Source organism: Mucilaginibacter sp. MD40 (assembly GCF_002288635.1).
Classification (GTDB): domain Bacteria; phylum Bacteroidota; class Bacteroidia; order Sphingobacteriales; family Sphingobacteriaceae; genus Mucilaginibacter.
Map to the genome: position 1 here is coordinate 3,295,735 of NZ_NRSW01000001.1, position 22,266 is coordinate 3,318,000.

A 22,266-nucleotide genomic window follows, 5' to 3' on the forward strand; every position below is an offset into this window, starting at 1 on the left:
TTAATCGGGATTTTCTTTTTACTGGCTGCATTGTTTATTGCTCCCTGGATGCTGGGCTTTGGCGGCTGGTACGATACCCAACCCTACCGGGATATCTTATTCTACGTACCCTTTTTACAGCCTTTGTTTTTTGGCCCGCTCCTGTATTTCTACGTAAAAACACTTACCAACGTAAATTATCGGCTCACTAAAACCGACTTATTACATTTTATACCAGGATCAGTTTACTTGTTATGGACAATCGCTGTATTCGTTGTAGATAAACTATTACTCAAGCGCTATTACATGATGAATGGCAGAACAGATCCCGATTTTGACCCGTGGTTTAGTTGGATATGGCTGGGCAGCGTTCTTGTTTATCTTATTCTTACAATAAAGCATTATCGGAAGTATAAATTATACAGTAGGGCGGAGTTTTCTTTTGCAGATATAGTAAGCTTTCATTGGCTCAGAAACTTCCTTTACGCGTTCACCACCTTAAGTGCGCTCTTTTTATTTGAACATATACTATCACTCATCGTAGAACTCCATTACGGACAAGCCTGGTATTATTTTTTAGCATTCGCCATTATCTGTTATTATATGGCAATTAGTGCTTACGGAAATAATTTCGTCCCGGAATCTAAACTTAATTTTCAGCCGGAGAACTTAGAAGCTTACCAGGAGGCCATGACAACAGAAATACCCCTCCCCTCCGCAGATCATTCCTGGATGATACCCTGGAAACAAAAACTCGAACAAGCCATGGCTGATCGTATCTTTCTTTCCGAAGATCTTACCCTCTCGGACCTGGCCCAGCAGCTCGAAACAAATGCATCATTACTCAGTAAAGTGATCAATAGCAGTTACGGACAATCATTCAATGACTTTATTAATTCGGCAAGGGTTAATGAGGCTATTCGCCTTATGAAAGATCCTTACTATCAAAACTACAGTTTGCATGCCATTGCGTTAGAAGCAGGCTTTTATTCAAAAGCCACCTTTAACAGGGCGTTTAAAAAGTTTACCGGGACTAACCCAAGCGAGTATTTTTGAAAATGAGCTAATTTAGTTGACTCATAACATGATTTGAGGCGATGCAACAGCAACAAGTGCGGAAATTGCACCAAAAACTCAAATCATGACAAATTATTTCAAGTCTTTTACCCGGCCACATGTGTTACCGCACTGGTACCAGGACCTCCTTACAGCAATACCGCGCATAGTGTGCGGGTACTTACTCACATCCGATTTTGGCTCCTCCAAATTTGGCCTGCCATGGAGCCCTGCGGATAGCAACCTTCATTTGTTTGAAGTATCCTTTTGGTTCCCGGGTGATGTAGCCGAATATGGCGGTATTTTTAAAATGTTCCCGGTATTCTTTGCCTGGATGGGCGCTTTTAGCGAAGCTGTTGGCGGGCTTTTTATTGTATTCGGATTTCAAACAAGGCTTTTTAGTATATTAATATTGTTGACCATGCTTGTAGCTGTGTTTTTGCAACAGTGGCATAACGGAATGTGGAGCATGTTGCCGGCACTGGGCTTTGCCTGGGTGGCAATGTATAGCAGCGTATTAGGCAGCGGGCGTTTCGGTATCGATTATTTAATTACACGATCAAGCAAATGAAAAAGATAATAACAATCTGCATGTTCACTGCTTTCGCGGTGTTGCAATTTAGCTGTGTTCAAAAAACAAAAAAGGTGATTATTCACTTGAAACTACACGTTACCGGCATAAAAGACATCAAAAGTGCAGGGATAAGGGGCGATGGAAAACCATTAAGCTGGGATAAGGACTTAGAGATGAAACCTTTGATTAAAGACTCGCTATATATAGCCACTTTTACTACGGTTACAGGCTATAATTTTGTAGAATGCAAATTCACGGTTAACGGCCAAACGGAATTAAACGGGCAACCTAATCGAAGAATCAATTTTAAAGACAGGAATGAAGTAAACTACGAGGCAACTTTTAATCAACCATAATATGCTCAATAATAAAGGGTGCCTGTTATGGCACCCTTTATTATTGTTTATGCTTTATCTCTTGATTAGTCTTTTTTCTGATATACCCTGATGTAATCAATCTCGTATTTACGCGGAAACGTGGTATGGCTGGGGTCTCCTCCGTTATCACCCCCTAAAGCTAAGTTCACAAGAATATAATGTGGCTGTTTGAATGGATTTATCCCGGTACCGTCCTGGTTAACCAGGTCCTTTAATTCAACCCGGTTAAGCAAACTATCATCAACAAATAAACTAATGGCGGTAGAGTCCCAGTCCATCCGCCAGGTATGGAACGTCTTGCTCCAGTTTTTCCCTTTCAGATTTTTAATTGGCGTAGTGTTACTGTACCATTTTGCTTTATACGCCGTACTGGTACCACATGCAATATTGGCCAGTAATTTACCACGGTAGTATTCCATAATATCAATTTCGCCGTTTGATGGCCATTGGCCTTTTTCCCCAAGCGTCCAAAAGGCTGGCCATAGGCCGGCAGCGGTATCAATACGCGCCCGCATTTCCATACGGCCATAAAGCCATTTTTTTGCATGCGCGGTGTTTAAACTCGCCGATGTATAATCAATGTATTTCCTGTTGGTACGCCAGTCGGTACTTTCAGCCTGATAACCCGGATTTAATACATGTTCCTTTCTGGCCTCAATGATGAGTTTACCGTCTTTACAGTAAGCATTTTCAGGCTGATACCACTGTAATTCGTGGTTGCGTACAAAGCCTTTCTCAAACTGCCAGTTAGCGGTATCAGGTGCGCCATCCTTATCAAACTCATCGCTCCAAACCAACTCATATGATCCGTTAGAACCTTTATCCTGAGCCTTTGTAATCATAATATTAATGCAGTTAATGAAAAAAATGGTGGTCAGAAGCTTTTTAATGATTTTCATTTAAGAATGCCTTTAATTGAATTGTTATACTTTTCCTGTTTTTACAGGTACACCTGGCTTAGCGTAAGGAAGCCTTTCAAGCAAGCCGGGTAAAAAATAACTATCGAGCCCGGTACCTGCTGCTGTACCAACACCAACATGGTCTATAGTACCATCCGGTAATACCGCGGCATCATCAAGAATGAGGTGTTGTATTTTACCGATAACAATGGTAGTGCCGTTTAGATCTATATCTAATATTTGTTCAGGAATCAGCCCTATCTTAACAGATGATTCGCCAACAAAAGGCGCTTTAAAATCCTCAAGATAATATTCATTAAAACCACACTCCTTAAATTCCGACACACCCGAAGGGTAGCTCGCGCTGGTTTGATGCGCATTAACGTAGAAATTCTCCTGAACGTTATTAAGTGTATACTGCTTAACCGACCTGATATTTTTGAGACTATCATTATGTGGCCTTGCCGGGCGTATGACCATGCCTAAAAGCGGGGGATTCGAGCCCATATGAAAAACAGAACTCACCACACACAAGTTCGGCTTTCCATCGTCACTTATGGTTCCTAATAAGTTGATGGGTTTGTAACCGCTTATGCTATTCATCATAGCTGTGCGGTATGATTTTTCCATTTCCGCTATTTGCTCACTGCTGATGACTTTCATCCTAAAAAGTTTTAATGTTACCCATGCCACCATCAACAGCTATAACTTGCCCCGTTATCCATCCGGCGTTATCAGACAGCAGAAATTCTATAGCACTACTAATATCCTGTGGCTGCCCATAACGGCCCAAAGGATGCCTTTTTGCCGAGGCCTCCTTCTTTTCATCGGTACTGAGCAGATTAGCTGCCAAAGGGGTATTAGTAAGCGAGGGCGCTACAACATTTACACGAATGTGCTGGCCGGCCGTTTCTGCAGCTAAAGCCAATGCAAAGCCTTCTAACGCGCCTTTAGCAGCGCTTACACTGGTATGGTAGGGCATACCGGTTTTGGCCGCCACAGAGCTGATATATACTACAGATGCGTTACCTGACGCTTTGAGTAAAGGCAAAGCCTGCCGTGTAATCCTAATTGCACCGAGGGTGTTGATCTGGTAGTCGTTAATAAAATCATCATCAGAGAGCCTGCTAAATGGTTTAAGGTTAATACTTCCGGCGCAATAGATCAACCCGTGTAATTGCTGAGGTAAAAAGGAAGCGAGCTCATCAATATTTTTTGTCAGATCGGCTTCTAAATATTTTACACCCGATGGCCAGTTATCACCAGCTTTGCGGGATATGGCATAAATATTGGCTCCTTCCGCGGCAAGTGATGTTAGCAGATGCGTACCTATAGCAGATGCCGCACCTGCAATCAGATAATTTTTGTTCTCAAAGCTCATATTGATCAAGTACAATTATGTTAAAAAACTAAGCAATTCAATAATATCTTTCCCTGTATTTTGTTTGAGGCGCGATATTTTATTGAGCGAAGATCTGCACTTATAAATTGTAAAAGTAATAAAAAAGCACCCTGCATGGCAGTGGTGCTTTAATCAACTAAACTAACTTATTAACAGGCGTACAAAAAATTCTTAAGAGTAAATTTTAATTGGCAACATTGGCCAACTCGTCGGTATTCCTGGCGGGTGGCTCGGCCTTAAGCAAATGCTTTACAAAGAAATCGCGTTTCTTTTTACGTCCATAAGGACCGCCATCGCTATGCCCCATGCCGGGCACCACCAAAAAATCAAACATCTTATTGCTTTTTATCAACGCGTCCGCAAAGCGATAGGTAGATTCGGGCGGCACATTTGTATCTGCCTCGCCAACTATCAGCAGCAGATCGCCCTGCAGCTTGCCGGCATTAGTAATGTTTGATTGCTCGCCATAGTGCGGTCCTACGGGGTAGCCCATCCATTGCTCGTTCCACCACTGTTTATCAATACGGTTATCATGGCAACCGCATGCTGAAACCGCTGCTTTATAAAATTCGGGGTGAAATAGCAGTGCGCCTGATGAATTTTGGCCACCTGCTGAAGTGCCGTACACACCTACCCTGCTGATATCTACCTGCGGATATTTGGCAGCAAGCGCCTTCATCCATAATATCCGGTCGGGGAAGCCAGCATCGGCAAGATTGTGCCAGCAAACATCATGAAAAGCTTTTGACCGGTTGGCTGTTCCCATGCCATCAATTTGCACTACTATGAAACCCAATTGAGCTATGCCTTCCATCTCGTTTACCGCCGAAAAGCTTTTTGGCACAAATGAGTCCTGTGGCCCGGCATAGATATTTTCAATTACCGGGTAGCTTTTGTTAGGATCCATGTTTGCCGGGCGGTAAACTACACCCCATATATCGGTTTTCCCATCCCTTGCTTTTGCTACAAATACTTCAGGTAGTTTAATCCCTGTGGCCAGCAACCCGGTCAGGTCAGCCTGCTCTATATCCATTAACTTTTTACCGTTTATAGTGTTTTTAAGCACGATTTTCGGAGCAATATTCACCTCAGAATAAGTATCAATAAAATACTTCCTGTCCGGCGAGAAACTTACGCTGTGGTTTCCTTTCTCGGGTGTGAGATCAACCATATTCTTACCATCCATACCAATACGATAGTAATGGATATTGTAGGGGTCTTCTCCGGCATTTTTACCACTTCCCCTAAACCATATTTCTCGCTTTTTAACATCCACACTATCCACATCACGTACTACCCAGTTGCCTTTAGTTACCAATTTTTCTTTGCCAGTTATCGCATCAACCGTATATATATGGCGCCATCCGTCTTTTTCCGTTACCCAAACTATTTCGTGGGTTTGAGGCATGTAAAAAGTGTATATGCGTTGCTCGTAAATGAAGGTATTTGTTTTTTCATCTATAACATTACGTGTCTTACCATTGGTTACATCAACCTCTATCACCCTAAAGCGCTGGTGACCACGGTCGGCCTTTTCGTAGGTGAAATACCGGCTGTTGTTATGTCTCCATTGCAAGCGAGGTGCCCCAAAAAAATCTATTTTTTCAGCATCGGTTTTTATACTGCTTTTATCAGCAATGTTAAATATGTATTGCTCGTAACTGGTAAACTCATCGCCAGGCTGTGCATACTCATGTGATTTAAGCACGGCCCGTGTTGTTCCTTCAACGGAACTCAGAAGATAATAAACGTTCTTTTCCTTTTTAGGGTCAATACGGTACCCTATCAAATGCTTGCTATCCGGCGACCAGGTGAGCTCGCCATAAGGCTTGTCCAAACTGCCATCGGTAGTTAGCGTAACCTCAGTTTTGTTTTTTAAGGATTTTACAACAATGTTTCCGCCCTTAACTGTAGCCTCCCATTGTTTATCAGGCGATACCGGGTCATTGTTCGCACCTTCCCAACGATAATGGCGTTTTTGTAATGGCTTATCATTATCAACTTTTTTGTAAACCGTGTCAGTTGTTTTTAAACAAACATGTGTTTCAAGGTTGTAATTATACCACTCGCGGTCTGTTTTAAAAATCGCTTGTTTCTTATCATCCGTAAAGAATAGCTGGTCAATTTTAAAATCGTTATCCTTTGTGTTTTTACCGGTAACGCTATTCACTTTACCGTTCAGTTCGGCACGATTAAATACTACTTTGCGACTGGTTTTTTCAGGATCTACCGCTATATAGTCTACCTGGTTATCCCCGCTTCTCTTGCTATACCAAAAAAAGTTATTCCCTGCCTGCCAGTTTGGGCGTATACCGGTAACATAAGTAACCTTTTTTAATGCGGAATCTAACGCGTCAGCATTCTTATAATTTTGCAGTATTTCGGTATGGGTGGGATAATATGGAGATGCTTTTACTCCCTGTGCATGAACGACATTAACTGCCAGGAGCAAAAAAGGGATAAGCGCGAATTGATTGTACTTTGCCATAATTGTGTTAGGTAAATTTACTTAACACGCACGCGTTAAATTTCACATATATTAACACATCATAGCACGCATTTAACTAATTCGCATTATATACAGTTTTACAATGGATAAGTTAACCCGCGGCCCTGCTCAGGCTAACCATATTGTTATTGTATGAATCAAGATAACCACGGGGCGAATTACCAATGACCGTTTTAAAGACCCGGTTAAAGTTGGTTATACTTTTAAAACCACATTTATAGGCCACGGTATTAATACTTTCAAATTTATGCGATATAAGTTTTTTGCAAGCCTCATTAATACGTACATCATTAAGAAACGATACGAAAGTATGGCCTGTATGCTTTTTAAAATACCGGCAAAAAGATTCAGGTGTCATAAAAGCTACCTTGGCAACATCTTCAAGCGTGATAGGTTCACTGTAGTGCTGCATAATATAGTTATATATATTACCTATTCTTATACCTTCGCTTTCGGTAATACCCGGCAAGTTGCCGTAAGTAGATAATGGTGCCAACTTAGTTTTAATACCGGTAAGCACCTGAAGCATTTGAAAGAACTGGATCAGTTGATCGGCGCCGGAAGCGGCCTGGAGTGCCAGCACAATATCACCTATTTGATCAACCACGCTATTCGGAACCTGAAATCCCTTTTGATGTTGCTGCAAAAAGGTAAGGCTTGATTTTAATTCAGGTAAATTGAACAGTGAAGCAAGTGAACCGTCGATATTGAAAAAAACAGATATCGCTTCGACCTTTTTGTTGTTATTGACTACAAAATATTCAGGATTGCTTTTAAATACGTGCGGCAGGTTAGCACCAATAAGAAACATATCGCCGGCAGAATAATCGTGCATATTATTTCCGGCTATAAGAGTTCCTTCGCCTTGTTGTATCCAGGTAAGCTGTATCTCGTTATGGCGATGCAAATAAGGATAATGATAAGGCTGGGAAACCTTTGACACCATAACACTTTTATCGTGTGGCACGGAAATAGTGAACTGTAAAACCTTCATTTTGCTCTGGAATTAAACTCCCCTGAATTTATCGTTTTTTATCTTAAAAGCCCAACTAAAATTATAAATAGGATAATATAGGACTATAACATGATAAAATATGACCGTTGCTTTACAAACAAAAACCGCCCGCCTTTGTAGGCGAGCGGTTAGTAATTCACTATATTAACTTACTTATTTTTTTGTTACGTCAGGAAACTGGACCTGAATTACATAAGTACCCTCCAGTTTTAACTGCCATGACCATCTTGGGTTTACAGAGAAACCAACATTGGTAGGGAAGTTATCAATCTTAGCATATGTACTTGGTATACGGTAGTACATTAAAAAGCCCCAGTCTGTTGTAGGTGTAACATATTTGGTAAGCGGGAATGGCGCTATTTCAAAATCACAGATCATAGCTGTATCCGTTTTTATAACAGGGTTAAATTTGGCGTAATTCTCAAATGTTGGTCGGTCGCCACGTTTAATGATCTCACCATTTTTAGGGTTAAATGTACGACCATTCTTGTCAACCATTTTTAATATTACACGCGCACCATTATTGTTTACTTTAGTACAGGTAATAATTGGGTTACGCATTGGTGTAACAGAGCCTGTAACATCATTAAAACCATTTGCTACGTCATCGGTAATAACAAATAAATCGTCTGTAGTAGGGTCTACCACATTTATGGTTGCCAGGCTTTTGTATAACTTGGTACCAGTTGGGTTAGTCATCTGCACATCAAAAACATACTGGCCAAGTGGTAAATTGGCTGATGCCTTGTTAAAAGTAAGCTGCCCACTGGTTTCGTTAAAGTACATTGGCAAAGCACTTATTTTTTCACGCTTTTTATTCAAAAGCTCTACGGTAGTATCTGTTGTTGCATCAAAAGACTGCCCGGCTTTGAAAACCGTAATGTCATATGACGTTTTAAACTCTACCGGCGCCGGAGAACCATCAGCCTTACGCAAGTTGAGCATTTTGTAAGTGTAAGGCGGCGTTGAACCATCAGCGTTAATACGGTCTGACTGATACAAGATCAGGCCGCGCTTGGCATACAGATTATTATCCTTATAACGGATAAAATCGCTCTGAAAACCGTTCTGTATTTTTTTACAAGCTGCAAGGCTAACCACTGCAGCTAATAGTATGATATATCCTTTTTTCATTTTCTTAAAGCTTTTAAAATATCCATTAATTGCCTAATGGCTGCGCATTAAAGAATAGTCTGTGGTATCCTGAAAGCACATGCACTACCCCTGTTTTTGTAATGATACCTGAAGTTTGCACATCGTCAGATAAATCCTTTTGATCTTTAGGTATCGCATCCTGATTAGGTTCCTGATCGTCACGCGTTCCTCTCACTTTAGTGTAAGTTACATAGTCAACATGATCAAGATAGCTATTGTACTCAAACGAGCGCCTAAATTTGATCAGGTATTGCACGTTTGGTATAGGACCAAGCAAGCTGTTGTATAACTTGCCGTCAAGCGTTATTTGGTCACGGTTGATTACTCCCTGGAACATATAGGTTTTAAGTGAGTCACTTAACTCTTGGGCAGGAATATCTTTGATGCCAAAGTTAAAGTTCTCGTTACCAGTTTGTATAGCTACCTGGTTCTTCTTAGCCGCTACATAAGGCACTATGCTGTAATTTGTAGTTGCAAAAAAAGTAATGTTGCTGTTAACTACATCTTTTAAGCCGGCACGGTCTATAACCTTTACAAGCGAATCAAACTGCGGGTTTGATTTTAAGTAATCGTACGTAGTCATATTCACATACGGGTTACTCTTACCACCGTCATTCTTATAATCGTTCTTCTTGCATCCGCTGATCGCTATCGCTGATACTAAGAATGCTGCCAGTACTATTATGATATTATTCTTCATATTTTCTTTGAATTTAATTTTGATTGGCTTTTATGAAAGCTAATACTTGTTTAAACTTTACCCAACCAATAAGTAGTTTGCTTAAGTAATGGGTTCTGCCTGAATAATGCTGGGTCAACCGGCCAGTAGAAACCTTCCTGTCTGAAACGGCTTGTAGTTAACCAGTCTATTACGTTTCCATAGCGGCGTGTACGCAGTAAATCATAATATAAATGGCCCTCCAGATACATTTCACGGCCGCGTTCAATAATGTACTCATCCATTACATCGCTCGCGCTTTCGCTTGCATCAACCAGCGTAGGATTAACATTATGCCTGGTTCTTGAAGCGTTAATAATATTACGGGCAGTGGCAACATCGCCCTTGTAAAGTGCTATCTCAGCTTTAAGCAGTATCATATCGCTCAGGCGGAAAACAACCATGTTATTACTCAAATACGCATTTAATTTTTGAGCTGGGTTACGGTAAATCACATTAGCGTACTTAAAGCATACCGGTTTCTCAGGATTGCTTGCATCAAAGTTCTTTTTATACCTTACGTCTAAGGTGTCATTATCTGCAAAGTTTTGTGAAAGGAAACGCGGCACAGTGTAAAACCTAGGATTATTACCGTATTGGTTTATGTAGCTGCCATTTAAAAAATAAGTACCAATATGGTCATACGAACCTTCAAGCGTATTTTCACTCATGTTAACCTCAAAGATACTTTCAGATGAGCGGCCAATAAAGATACTTTTGTAGTTAGCGGTATCTGTTAATGTATAGCCCCCTTTTGCAACCAGTGTAGTAATGGTTGTATCCGCGCTGTTTACATCCGTCATATTAGGAGCATCTGTAGCTACGTTAGACATGGTGGCCCTCCACAGGTAAAGGTGCGCCAACAAAGCGTAAACCGATCCTTTATTAGCCATTACGTGCGCATCGCCTTGATCCGTATAACCCCAGCTAAGCATATTTATAGCATTGTGGCAATCAGTCTCAATTTGCTTCATGATATCAGCCTTAGGGCTTCTTGGCAATTGAGGAGCATTGATAGGATCATCATATGCAACGGTAACCAAAGGTACATCACCCCAAACACGGGTCATCATAAAATAGCTTAACGCGCGTATAAACAGTGCCTGCCCAAGTATATTGTTTCGGAATTTACCAGGGTTATCCACGTCTTTTAATTGCGCGTCTGTCATTTTAGATACGTTGGCTATAACAATGTTTGACATTGCTATAGTTTTGTAATACAGCGTGTAATTAGCCAGCGAATTAAGGTTATACTGGAAAGTAAAGTCGCCATTTTGTATACCTTCTAAACCATCACCGGTGTATTGTATAGTGAAGTAGTTTTTGGCAATAGCATCACCGTACATGTAATAACGGTTATTCTTGTCCAGCATAGCCGTTCTTAACAAACCATAGTTACCGGCTATGGCACTGCGCGCATCAGCGGCGGTTTTCCAGAATGCTTCCTGGTAGGTAGAGTTCTTAGGCTCCTGCTCAAGCAATTTTTTACAGGAGAACAAGCTTGTAGCCGCTAAAAGCATTAAGCCTGATAAGATATATTGATTGATCTTTTTCATATAATTTTTTTTGTCAGGGAAATTTATTTCTCTAAATGTTACAACTAATCAATTACAATTGCAATTCAAGACCTATAGTGTATTTTTTAGGGATTGGATAACCTGCACCGTTATATTCACCGTATGGATTTACCGCTTCAGCATCAGGCAACCTTTTTGATTGCTGGAACATGAACAAGTTGTCGGCAATAGCAAATACCTTCAGTTTATTAACTTTAAGCTTTCTTAATACCTGAGGTGAGAAAGTATAACCTAAGTTAACGCTTTTCACACGGAAATACCCCCCTTTTTCGAGGAAGAAGGTTTGAGCGCCAGTATAATAGTAACGGTATGTACCTAAATCATATTTAGCGTACTGAGCGTTATCACCAGGGTTCTTCCAGATATTAATTTTGCTCAGGTCGGGAGTTGATGTGCTGGCAAAGTTATATACAGCATTAGCGTCTGTTGAGTTTGAGAAACGATCAGACTCGAACAGGTTTAATACGTCCCTGTCAAAAGTGAAGGTACAGAAAACACCTAAAGTCCAGTTTTTGTACGTAAAGTTGTTCGTCCAACCACCGGTATATTTAGGGTTAGGGTCACCAGAAGGCTTTTTGTCAGGGTTAATACCATCATTAAAAATATCTATGAAACCGTCACCATCAAGGTCGGCAAGGTAAAAATCACCTGCCTGGTAGGTTCCATTACTGTTTTTATACAGTTCACCTGTGTATGGATTAACCGGGATATCGCTTGTTTTTGAGAAAACGCCTTTAGTTTGATATAAGTAAAACGCGTTAATAGGGCTGCCTATAGATAGAATGTGCGATTTATCAAAACGGTCGCCACTCATCACCAGGTCGCGGCCGCCATTAGGCAAGCTGGTGATCTGGTTTTTGTTATAAGAAACGTTCAATCGTGTAAACCAACGGAATTGGCCCTCTAACGGGTTAGCCGATATAGAAAGCTCAACACCCGCGTTACGTACACCAATAGAGTTGGTAAGCGCATAATCGTAACCAGTAGTAACCGGCAGGTTCACACTGAAAAGTTGCAGTGAAGACTGCTTGTTGTAAACGTCAAACTGTAATGCGTATTTACCGTTTTTAATTTCTATATCGGTACCGATGTTCCATTGGGTTGAACGCTCCCAGCTTAGGCCTTTTTGCGCCGCACCGTTAACAAAGTTTGGTGTAATTGCGCTTACACCATTGTAAGTGGTTGCCCCGGGGCTGGTAATATTACCGTTACCATCTCTAACCTGATAGTTACCGTTAAAAGGCACGGAGTTAACATTATAGAGATTGTACTGTAAATAGTTATTATTCGGCAAGCTACCAGATGTACCTATACTGGCACGTAATTTTAACAAGGTGAATGGATTGTTATCAATATCCTTCATGAATTTCTCTTCAGAAACTAACCAACCGGCTGATGCTGAGGGGAAGAAACCCCATTTGTTATTTGCACCGAAACGGGATGAACCATCTGTACGTGCGCTAACCGAAACCAGGTAACGGCCTTGATAGTCATAAGCCAGACGACCATAATAAGAAAGCAATCCGTAAGCCTGGTAATCTGATGTACCTGATACTTTACCTTGCTGGAAGCCCTGCACTACCTGCACATTGTCTGTAGCACCATTATAACCGTATGCCGAAGTATATTGATACTGGTTGTACAATATATCCTGGCCTGCTACAACGCTAAGGTTGTGCTTACCAAACTGGTTGGTGTAGTTAATAAAGTTAGATATAGAAATATTTACGCCATTATCTGCAAAACTGTAAGCCGAGTTACCCTGGCCATTGTTTAACAGCGTACCTCTACTCAAATCACGACGAGCGGTATTTAATAAATATGAACTTTGTGAATTTAATACCAAATGCTTGTTCACATTGTAAGATAAGTTCAAGTTCATGGTAAGCTGGTTGCTTACGTTACGGTCCAGATTTTGATCGTAACTACCCAGGTAGTACGCTTTCTTATCATCATCTAATGTTAACAGTGATGAAGGCATGTTACCTGCACCTAAACTAATTGGACTGCTGTTGTCTCCGTTACCACGAGCGCGGTCTGACCTCGAGAACGCAAACATCGGGTTAATCATCAGTTTTTTATTTAAAGCCCAACTGGTTAAGTTTAAACGAGTAGAAAGGCGTTTAAAACCTGTAGCCTTAATAATACCATCCTCATCATAGTACCCACCGCTAAAACGGTAAACGGTACCATCGCTATTACCACCACTAATGCTTAGGTCGCCGTTGGCAATCCTTCCGGTTTGGTAAAACAGGTCCTGCCAATCTGTATTGCCATTAAAGGCCGGGTTAAGGCTGTCTGTTAATATATATGGCAGCTGTGTTTTTTGTGCATAACTTAACTGGCGATTTAATACATCCAATTTTTGCCTGCGCTCGGTTGCACCCAAAGTAACATCGCGTAGTTTAGGGCGTTGGGTAATACCTGCGTAGCTGTTAAAAATGATACGAGGTTCGCCGCTTAATCCTTTTTTGGTAGTGATCAAGATTACACCATTAGCTGCACGTGAGCCATAAATAGCTGCTGCTGAGGCATCTTTCAGTACGTCGATGGTTTCAATATCAGTCGGGTTAATACCTGCCAGGTAGTTAGTACCTGTACCTACACCCGGGCCAATATAATCTTCGTTAGGCTGAGGCACACCGTCAACTACATATAACGGAGAGTTAACAACGTTATACACATCATAACCACGGCTAACCAGCGAATTACCACGTACAGATACCGTAGGCGCAACACCAGGCTGGCCGCTAAAGTTTTGTACGTTAACACCGGATACCCTACCCTGCAAAAGCTGGTCAAAACTGGCCGCAGGGATATCAGCCAATTCTTTTGCAGAAAGACTGGAGATAGCCGCGGTAGTTTTTTTACGGGCAATTTTTTGGTAACCGATAAGCACAACTTCTTTTAAGCCTTGAACATCATCGGCTAAAGAAAAATTGAGTACAGAACGGCCCTTAACCTGTAATTCCTGGGCTACAAAGCCTACCATAGTGGCTACCACTACAGATTGGTCTGATTTTACCGTTAAGGTAAATTTACCCTGGGCATTGGTTAATGTACCGTTTTGGGTACCTTTTTCAACAATTGATACACCGGGTAATGGGAGGTTGGTTTTGTCCAATACCGTACCCGTGATCTTGGTCTGCGCTAAAGCAGTAGTTGGCATAATCATCCGGGAGAGGATAATTATGATCAATAGGGAGTAACATTTAGTAAAGTTTAGCTTCATAAAAAATTTACATTTGTTTGTAACAATTTTATGATTTCTACTAAACTAATTCGTTGCAGATTTTAACCTATATCAGTTGTATATTAACGACTTGCATGTTATTTAATGATAATATCTTATAAATTATTATCAAAAGTTGTAAAAATGATTATTTAACATGCAATAAATTATCATTTAAAACGTATTCGAATTTCCCGCGTTTAAATGTCCATTTAACATAAAAAGGCAGCCCTAATCGGATATCGGGGCTGCCTCACTATAATTATACTTAGTTATTTTTGAAATAGTTGTATTTCTGCCGACTTCAAGCCCAGGCCCAAGGCTGTTAGCTTAAGCTCACCTACGTTTGTACCAGCCCCAACAATTAACTGGGCTTTACCGCCAAATAAACTACGTTGCCATTGTCCCGGGGGGCATTTGTCTGCTTCATGGCTGCTTGGATCGCCGTTACCTACACCTAAGATATCTGCTGGCCCGTGCAAGTCAAAGCGGATCAGGTTACCGGCATCAGGCACCTCTCTTCCTTTTTTATCAAGTACTGTTACGTTTACCACAACGGCATCCTGCCCGTTAGCCAGCAATACCTTTTTTGAAGGCGATAGTACTATCCGGTCAGCCGCGGTAGTCGTTTCTACTTTAGCTTTTATTATACGGCCTTTTTTATGCGCTACTGCAGCAAGCGTCCCCGGCTGATAGTTTACAGACCAAACTAAGTGCCCATTGCGAGGCATATCTTTTTTACCGAGGCTTTTTCCATTCAGGAATAGCTCAACATTATCAGCATTAGTATTAACCCATACATCAATAGGTTTACCTTCCTTACCTGGCCAGTTCCAATGAGGGGCGATATGTAAAACATCCTTATCCGTCCACCAGGATTGATAATAGTAATAAACCGTTTTAGGAAACCCGCACATATCCATAATACCAAAATGTGAGTTAATATTAGGCCAGCGGTATGGTGTTGGTTCTCCGCGGTAATCAAATCCAGTCCATGCGAAGCCCCCCATAAACCATGGCCTGTCCTGCGTTATTTTCCACCAAATCTCGGCAGTACTTGCCCAGCTCGGATACGTAAGATCATAATCGGGCACGTAGGCATGCACTGTGTCCTTGGCAAAAATACTGCGCGTGGTAACTGTGCTGGCTACCTCGGTTCCTATAACCGGTTGCTCCGGATGAGCGGCATGGTAAGCATCCGCGCCATTTAAATTATAGTTGAAACCCCTTACCGGTATCACCTCATTCACACCCCGGTAGTAATTACCCTGGTTGGCTGCATAAGTGCTTGTACGCGTAGGATCCAGTTGTTGTTGAAGCAATATCTGGTTTTGAGCTATTCGTTTGCCAATATCTGTATGGTGTGTAGCGTATTCTTCATTGCCGATAGACCACATGAAAATACTGGCGTGATTACGATCGCGCAGTATCAGGTTACGGTATTGCTGCTCATATTCTTTACCACTGGTAAGCAAACGTGTTTCATCCATCACCAGCATGCCCAGGCTGTCGCAGGCATCAAGCAACTCAGGAGTTGGCGGATTATGCGTGGTGCGGTAAGCGTTTACCCCCATCTCTTTTAGCAAGCGGATACGGTAATACTGCAACTCATCAGGCAGGGCCGAACCCACGCCTGCATGATCCTGGTGGCAACTTACGCCCTGTACTCTAATATTACGCCCATTGAGGAAAAAGCCTTTATTACTATCAAATTTAAAGGTGCGCACACCAAAACGGGCCTGTACACTATCTATAGTGCGGCCATTCTGTTTCACAATAGAAAATGCCTTGTATAAATAAGGGTCTGTAACGTCCCATAAGTGGGCATTATTAATAGTAAGGTTAGTGCTTATTTTATTTTCCTGGCGTATAGCCAAATCAAAAGGCACTTCTTTGCTTTTGGTAAGCACTTTTCCATTTCTATCAGTAACGTAACTATAAACGGTAGCAGAAGCGGCATTAATGCCTCTATTCTCTAAAGTAGTTTCAACCGTTACATCGGCATTGTTACCATTAACAGCCGCATGTACAAACAAACCGCCATCAGATTTAACATGTACATTGTTGTAGGTATTTAGCCATGCATGGCGGTAAATACCGGCCCCTTCATAAAACCAACCTTCAAATTGGGTGGCATCAGCCCTTACCACAATCTCATTCTTTTTACCGAAGCGTATAAAGTCTGTGATGTCATAAGCGGCACTATTGTAACCACTAAAGTTACCACCTACATAATAGCCGTTGATCCATATTTTACTATCACGGTAAATCCCGTCAAACTGGATCTCAAAACGTTTACCGGAATCAGCCCTGGCAATTTCAAAAGCTTTTCGGTACCAGCCTATACTATTCTCCGGAAATAAAGCGCCTACGGGCTTATACCCATGCGAATCAATATCATCATTGTTCACATAGGTAAAGGGCAATGCCACCACCCAATCATGGGGCAACTTTACATTATCCCAATTCTTATCATTATAATCTATGGCAATACACGTACCGGCGGTTTCGCCCGATTTTGAGAAAATATTACCGAAACCATAATTAAAATCACGGGTAAAATCGGTAGCATGGCCTGCGTGAAATTTCCAGCCATCATCAAAATGCTGATGCGTGCGTACAGGTTGTGCTAACGCAAGCCTAGTACTGATTATCAGAATAAGGATACTTAAGGTAAATAGTTTATTCATGTATGTTAGGAGATATTGTTTAAATGCATTTTTGAGGAAGTCATTATCTGCTGTAATTTGTTTTATGGAACAAACAGCGCCATTCAGCGGCGAAAGATAGATAATTAACAAGCATTTAACAGGTGTTAAAATGACATTAAATGAGGGAATTTTATTTTTCATTATTCTGCGGCGCTAAACACATGCTTATCCCGGCTACACAAATAAACTTAAATGAAATAAATTTTACTAATAAGCGTTATTTCTGGCATACATGAAGAGATACGGATTGTTGTTTGCAATAACTACTGCAATCATACTTGTTTTTTCTATAGGTTGTAGATTTGTAAAATCGGTGGGGCAAAACCCGAAGGGCGCATCGTTAGCCGAGCTCGAGAAATTACCTAATTACAAAAATGGCGCTTTTGAAAATGCTGCCGAAGAAGCTGATTCAACAAAAAAGCATAAGTGGTTATTTTTGCGCAGTCGCCCCAAAACGGTAAGGCCATCACAACCATTACCTTGGGTTAAAACCGATCTGAATACCTTACCTACCCCTACTCCTGCTGTGGTATGGTTCGGGCATTCGTCCATGCTTATTAAAACCGGTAAGGAAAATATATTGATAGACCCCATCTTCAGTAACTACGCGGGGCCGATAGCAGGGTTGATACGTGCTTTCCCGGGTACCAACCATTACCATGCAGAGGATATGCCGCCTATTGACGTATTACTGATATCACATGACCATTACGACCACCTTGACTATCAAACCTTTAAAAAACTAAAAAATAAAATAAAATTAGCTATAGTACCAATGGGCGTTGGATCTGATCTGGTTTATTGGGGGTTTGAACGAAAAAAGATCGTTGAGCTTAACTGGGACCAGTCTGTAACGCTGCCTACAGGTTTACAGATAACGGCTACACCAGCCCAACATAAAAGTAACCGCACTTACAGCCAGGAGAATAAAACCCTTTGGGCATCATTTGTAATCAATACCGGAAGTTACCGTATGTACTACAGCGGCGATAGCGGTTATGGGCCGCATTTTAAACAAATAGGCGAAAAATATGGCCCCTTTGATATTGCCTTTTTAGAATGCGGACAATACAGCCCCAACTGGCCCTGGGCGCATTTATGGATAGGGCAAGCAGCGCAAGCTGCTGCTGATTTAAATGCCCGTTTACTACAACCCGTTCATTGGGCCAAATTTGTAGCTGCCAACCATCCCTGGAATGAGCCTGTTAATAAATTGCTGCCTGCTGCTGCCAAATCAGGCATTCCGGTAAGTGTACCGCGTATAGGTGAGCCATATTATTTAGGCGAACCTCCTAAAACTTATGTGTGGTGGAATTTTAAATAGCACTGATTCAGTTCAGTTAACTCTTTTATTCGCGCTGTTTTTCATAGGTGTTTTGTGGTTTTTCTATCATACTTATAGAGTATGATTTAGTAGTAATATCTGCCACGATATTATCCAGTTCTGTAACAGATTCGTTCATGTATCGCACTGCCATATCAAAATCCTCATCTGTTGTTGGTTGTTGTATTATTTGAAGCAAGCCCAATAAGCGGGCAACTGGTGCCCGTACAATATGCGACTGTATCCAGGCTATCTCACGGAAAACTTTATTCTGATCTTCAATCTTCTGTATATAATTTTTTGTTGAAGTAATATCCCTGCCGGTTATACATATACCCGAAATATTGTCATCTGTGTAAACCGGGTTTAATGTATAATATATCCACAAAGAGTTTTTACCGGTTCTGTAATGGCGGTCATAAGCGATGGTTTCGCCGGCTTTAACGCGCTCAAGCATACTTAAAAAATCCGCATGCTGAACGGCTGGAATATAAGTGAGAATATTCCGGCCAATGGTAAATCCTCCCGACCTGGGATTTATACGTAAATATTCGGTAGCTTTTTGATTAAACTGCTTTATAGCATAATCACTATCGATAAGCACCAATCCATCAACACTGCTTTCAAATATAGCTCTTAAGTCAGCTTCAGACCGCCGTAACAGCTGATGAGCCTGCTGCAGCTCCAATTCATTTTTCTTAAGCTCGGTGATATCGTTAGCTAAAACCAGGCGTAAGATCTTCCCATCAATTTCTATCAGGTTACTTTCAATGCTTACGTTGATCAGTTCGCCATCTCTCTTGTAATGAAAAGTCTGTTGATTATGATACAACCCGGTTTGCCGGTTTAACTTAACAATCTCTTCTATCTTTGACTGTTCTGTTTGCGGCCGTATATCCGTTATCTTTAAACGCATAAACTCCTCACGCGTATATCCGTAATGTCGTATCGCCGCCTCATTTACGTCAATAAAATGAAGTGTTACCGTATCAAACAGCCACATTGGCAAAGGGCTCTTTTCAAAAAGTAAACGATAACGACGCTTAAGCTGCATCTCATTTTTTAGCACTTTTTCGAGCCTGTCCATTATCCGGTGAATTAATACAACGGTAATAACACTGATAAACAAAAAATTGGCTGTTAATATAATACGGCTTCCGAGGCTGATATGCAACTGATTATTTACCATACCGGCCTGCACAGGGAGAATAACTGCTATAGCAAACAGAACAACCATATTCAGCACAATAGAATACCATGCCGCATATTTGGGTAGAATAAGCGCGCTAATTATTGTAAGGCCAAACAAATAAAACACACCAGGACCAGTATATCCCATGGAAATAATGAGATATATCGCAAGTGGATAAAATACAGCCAGAAATAAAAACTTACGTGCTATAAGTGTTAATCCTGTGGTAAAGGAAATAAGAGCGAAACCAATAAAGGTTACCCCTTCCAAAATTCCCAGTGTTAAATCATTACTAAAAAAAGAATATAACAACCCCGGAAATGCAGCCAGGAAGCTCACCGGAAGGCCATACATAATTAAGGTAATAAACAGCTGCGCTTTCCAGTAGGCTAAAGTCGACTCATGACCGGCATCAGAATAGACTTGTAAGTTACGGACAAACTGCTCATACTTCAAAAGCCATTTCTTCATGTTCAGGCGCGGGGGATATATTGGTATTAAGTCGACATAATATAGGAAAAATATTTCCCCGGAACGCCAAAACATTAAAAAACTAAGAAAAAAATTATTTACTAAGAAAAGCCGAAAGAAAACATACGGCAAAAAGAGCCAAAAAAACTTAACAGATTTAAGATACGCTGCCCTTGCTATGCTCTTATTTATTGTTTAATGGTAGTGTATAATAAAATGTAGTTCCTTTTCCCGGCTCGCTTGATACATTAATAGTGCCTTTAAGTTTCTCCAGCAACTCCCGGGCAATGGTCATGGCCATACCTGCCCCACCTACACTGCCATTTGTTGCCGTTTTGCGAAAAAAGAATATTTGCGATAGCTGAGCAGGCGACATGCCCGGCCCTTTATCAATTACCGATACTGTTACGTTAATATGATCTACCCTTGCCTTTATGTAAATAATTGCGCCTGCCGGAGAATACTTTACGGCATTATGCAGCAGGTTACGGTTAACAAACTGGAGTATTTCTTTATCCGTATTCAAATGCAGCATCGGGTCAATATCATATTCAATGCTTAAGCGCGAAGCTGAAAGCATTGAGGTAAAAAAAGATCCGGTTTCTTTCCAAGCCTTCAATAGCGGTATATCATCGCTGCTAAAATGGTATCCATCTGAATGCTCTTTTATCCAAACGAGTAAATTATCAAAAGTGAGCAGCACATGGCGCAGATCATTTTCCAAGCCAGCAAACAGTTCAGCAGCCTCTTCTTTATCTAAGCTGTCATCGCGAAGGAGTTCGATCATGCCCAAGGTTGCGCTTAACGGCGAACGGAAATCATGTGCAAGTACGGATATTAAACGGTTTTTAAACCGATCATTATCTGCCAGTTGCAGACCTGTAATTTTAGCTTTCCTGTATTGTATAACGGTTATTACTAATAATACGCACATAATTACTGCAAGCCCGACAAGCGAGGCGATCCACCTGGATTTGATTGCATTTTTGGCCTCGAGCAAACGTAAACCAGATTGAGCAGAAGTGTAATTCAGGTAATCTCCTATAAAACGGTCATAACCGGCATTTTCCTTTTCCAGTTCTTTAACCAATAGTTTGTGATAATACAACGAACTGTCGTTATTGTGCTTTACTTCATAGGCATTGATCAGATCGCCGAGTACTTCCTTTTTCCAAAAAGAATATTCGTTACGGCTGGCCACTTCATATATCCTGCGGTTGACATTTAAAGCGCTATCCGTAAGTTTAAGCGCTTTGTAATAACGTGATCTTAGCCCAAGTGCTTCCAGGTAATGATAATCCCAACCCTTGCTTACTGCTGTTTGCTGCACGCTGTCTATAAAACGCCGGGCTTCCTTAAGTTTATTTTGGCTTAGCAAGCGATCTGCCTTTTGTTGTTGTATAGCCAGCAAAGCTCTTTCGTCTTTAAAACGCCTGGCCACAGCCGTTGCCTTTTGGAGATAATAATTAACAGAATCATCAGACAAACCGGGGTTAAGCGCCGCGTAGTTTATATATGTCATGGAGGTAACCGAATCTGTAGCCACTCGCTGTGATAACTTAAGCGATTTACGCGTAAATGCGGTACGTTTTATGCTATCACCTAAAAAATCATAAACTATGGCCTGGTTCATTAATGACTCCATCATGTTAGCGGTATCAGGCATAGAAGCGAACAACTGGTAGGATTTGGCGTAATTACTTAAAGCCTGGCTATACAATCCTTTTAAAAGCAAACCCGCGCCCAGGTTAGAGTATGCAAACGCCATCCCCTTTTTATAATGGAGACGTGTTGCTATCTGTAAGCCTTTTATACCATATGATAGCGTACTATCGGCACTATTCAGATGTAACTGGAAACCCAGATTATTATAAGTATCTATATATTTAAGAGAATCTTTTGCCGAAGCCAGTTGAGAACGCAAGAATGTTATATCCTTTCTTTGAGCAAGCGCCCCATTGCCATTCAGAAATAGTGATACGGATATTAATAACGTAATGATAAGGGGGCTTCTTTTCATCTTACTAATATAACAGTATTCATTTTGGCGTAAAAGTTAATATAACGAATTACAC

The 22,266-nt window shown here is 41.1% G+C and carries 16 protein-coding genes; 4 read left to right on the forward strand and 12 right to left on the reverse strand.

The window, feature by feature from the left end; translation table 11 throughout:
- The first annotated feature begins 30 nt into the window (after positions 1-30).
- From CKK33_RS14845 to CKK33_RS14855, 3 genes are all read left to right on the forward strand, one after another.
- Positions 31-1,035, forward strand: coding sequence for an AraC family transcriptional regulator (locus tag CKK33_RS14845; RefSeq protein WP_158223448.1), 1,005 nt, complete (start codon positions 31-33; stop codon positions 1,033-1,035).
- Between the two features lie 85 nt (positions 1,036-1,120).
- Complete coding sequence (locus CKK33_RS14850) at positions 1,121-1,606, forward strand: DoxX family protein (protein WP_095704861.1); 486 nt, start codon at positions 1,121-1,123, stop codon at positions 1,604-1,606.
- Positions 1,603-1,965 carry a hypothetical protein gene (locus CKK33_RS14855; protein ID WP_095704862.1) on the forward strand — a complete coding sequence of 121 codons (363 nt, stop codon included), beginning with the start codon at positions 1,603-1,605 and terminating at the stop codon, positions 1,963-1,965. The genes CKK33_RS14850 and CKK33_RS14855 overlap by 4 nt, the downstream gene beginning before the upstream one ends.
- Positions 1,966-2,030: 65 nt before the next feature.
- Here the strand turns inward: CKK33_RS14855 and CKK33_RS14860 are convergent, their stop codons facing one another.
- The 10 genes from CKK33_RS14860 to galA form a co-directional block, all read right to left on the reverse strand.
- On the reverse strand, positions 2,031-2,828 hold the full coding sequence (locus tag CKK33_RS14860) for a family 16 glycosylhydrolase (RefSeq protein ID WP_233138228.1): 798 nt from the start codon (positions 2,826-2,828) through the stop codon (positions 2,031-2,033).
- Positions 2,829-2,909: 81 nt separating this feature from the next.
- Positions 2,910-3,548 (reverse strand): flavin reductase family protein, encoded by a 639-nt coding sequence (locus CKK33_RS14865; RefSeq protein ID WP_095704864.1) that lies wholly within the window; start codon positions 3,546-3,548, stop codon positions 2,910-2,912.
- 1 nt (position 3,549) lies between these two features.
- On the reverse strand, positions 3,550-4,266 hold the full coding sequence (locus tag CKK33_RS14870) for an SDR family NAD(P)-dependent oxidoreductase (protein ID WP_095704865.1): 717 nt from the start codon (positions 4,264-4,266) through the stop codon (positions 3,550-3,552).
- A gap of 205 nt (positions 4,267-4,471) precedes the next feature.
- Entirely contained in the window at positions 4,472-6,775 is a 2,304-nt protein-coding gene (locus CKK33_RS14875) for a S9 family peptidase (protein ID WP_095704866.1), read from the reverse strand.
- A gap of 112 nt (positions 6,776-6,887) precedes the next feature.
- Positions 6,888-7,790, reverse strand: coding sequence for an AraC family transcriptional regulator (locus CKK33_RS14880; protein WP_095704867.1), 903 nt, complete (start codon positions 7,788-7,790; stop codon positions 6,888-6,890).
- A 174-nt stretch (positions 7,791-7,964) separates the two neighbouring features.
- Positions 7,965-8,945, reverse strand: coding sequence for a DUF5007 domain-containing protein (locus CKK33_RS14885; protein ID WP_095704868.1), 981 nt, complete (start codon positions 8,943-8,945; stop codon positions 7,965-7,967).
- Between the two features lie 25 nt (positions 8,946-8,970).
- Positions 8,971-9,666, reverse strand: coding sequence for a hypothetical protein (locus CKK33_RS14890; protein WP_095704869.1), 696 nt, complete (start codon positions 9,664-9,666; stop codon positions 8,971-8,973).
- A 50-nt stretch (positions 9,667-9,716) separates the two neighbouring features.
- Entirely contained in the window at positions 9,717-11,240 is a 1,524-nt protein-coding gene (locus CKK33_RS14895) for a RagB/SusD family nutrient uptake outer membrane protein (RefSeq protein WP_095704870.1), read from the reverse strand.
- Positions 11,241-11,292: 52 nt separating this feature from the next.
- Positions 11,293-14,430, reverse strand: coding sequence for a SusC/RagA family TonB-linked outer membrane protein (locus tag CKK33_RS14900; protein ID WP_158223449.1), 3,138 nt, complete (start codon positions 14,428-14,430; stop codon positions 11,293-11,295).
- Positions 14,431-14,765: 335 nt separating this feature from the next.
- A complete protein-coding gene (gene galA / locus CKK33_RS14905; RefSeq protein WP_095705870.1) occupies positions 14,766-17,183 on the reverse strand; it encodes a beta-galactosidase GalA in 2,418 nt (805 codons plus the stop codon).
- A 253-nt stretch (positions 17,184-17,436) separates the two neighbouring features.
- Here galA and CKK33_RS14910 point away from each other — a divergent pair, with 253 nt between their 5' ends.
- Positions 17,437-18,528, forward strand: a complete 1,092-nt coding sequence (locus CKK33_RS14910) for an MBL fold metallo-hydrolase (protein WP_095704872.1) — start codon at positions 17,437-17,439, stop codon at positions 18,526-18,528.
- A gap of 25 nt (positions 18,529-18,553) precedes the next feature.
- On the opposite strand, the gene CKK33_RS14915 is transcribed toward CKK33_RS14910, so the two are convergent.
- Together CKK33_RS14915 and CKK33_RS14920 are read right to left on the reverse strand one after the other, a co-directional pair.
- A complete protein-coding gene (locus CKK33_RS14915) occupies positions 18,554-20,191 on the reverse strand; it encodes a PAS domain-containing protein (protein WP_158223450.1) in 1,638 nt (545 codons plus the stop codon).
- A 184-nt stretch (positions 20,192-20,375) separates the two neighbouring features.
- Entirely contained in the window at positions 20,376-22,211 is a 1,836-nt protein-coding gene (locus CKK33_RS14920; RefSeq protein WP_095704874.1) for a sensor histidine kinase KdpD, read from the reverse strand.
- Positions 22,212-22,266 lie beyond the last annotated feature (55 nt).

Excerpts from the sequence above, each read along its gene's own strand:
- CKK33_RS14850 (WP_095704861.1), top strand. The coding sequence starts at position 1,121 with ATGACAAATTATTTCAAGTCTTTTACCCGGCCACATGTGTTACCGCAC.
- CKK33_RS14855 (WP_095704862.1), top strand. The coding sequence starts at position 1,603 with ATGAAAAAGATAATAACAATCTGCATGTTCACTGCTTTCGCGGTGTTG.
- CKK33_RS14860 (WP_233138228.1), bottom strand. The coding sequence starts at position 2,828 with ATGATTACAAAGGCTCAGGATAAAGGTTCTAACGGATCATATGAGTTG.
- CKK33_RS14865 (WP_095704864.1), bottom strand. The coding sequence starts at position 3,548 with ATGAAAGTCATCAGCAGTGAGCAAATAGCGGAAATGGAAAAATCATAC.
- CKK33_RS14870 (WP_095704865.1), bottom strand. The coding sequence starts at position 4,266 with ATGAGCTTTGAGAACAAAAATTATCTGATTGCAGGTGCGGCATCTGCT.
- CKK33_RS14875 (WP_095704866.1), bottom strand. The coding sequence starts at position 6,775 with ATGGCAAAGTACAATCAATTCGCGCTTATCCCTTTTTTGCTCCTGGCA.
- CKK33_RS14880 (WP_095704867.1), bottom strand. The coding sequence starts at position 7,790 with ATGAAGGTTTTACAGTTCACTATTTCCGTGCCACACGATAAAAGTGTT.
- CKK33_RS14885 (WP_095704868.1), bottom strand. The coding sequence starts at position 8,945 with ATGAAAAAAGGATATATCATACTATTAGCTGCAGTGGTTAGCCTTGCA.
- CKK33_RS14890 (WP_095704869.1), bottom strand. The coding sequence starts at position 9,666 with ATGAAGAATAATATCATAATAGTACTGGCAGCATTCTTAGTATCAGCG.
- CKK33_RS14895 (WP_095704870.1), bottom strand. The coding sequence starts at position 11,240 with ATGAAAAAGATCAATCAATATATCTTATCAGGCTTAATGCTTTTAGCG.
- CKK33_RS14900 (WP_158223449.1), bottom strand. The coding sequence starts at position 14,430 with ATGCCAACTACTGCTTTAGCGCAGACCAAGATCACGGGTACGGTATTG.
- galA (WP_095705870.1), bottom strand. The coding sequence starts at position 17,183 with ATGAATAAACTATTTACCTTAAGTATCCTTATTCTGATAATCAGTACT.
- CKK33_RS14910 (WP_095704872.1), top strand. The coding sequence starts at position 17,437 with ATGAAGAGATACGGATTGTTGTTTGCAATAACTACTGCAATCATACTT.
- CKK33_RS14915 (WP_158223450.1), bottom strand. The coding sequence starts at position 20,191 with ATGAAGAAATGGCTTTTGAAGTATGAGCAGTTTGTCCGTAACTTACAA.
- CKK33_RS14920 (WP_095704874.1), bottom strand. The coding sequence starts at position 22,211 with ATGAAAAGAAGCCCCCTTATCATTACGTTATTAATATCCGTATCACTA.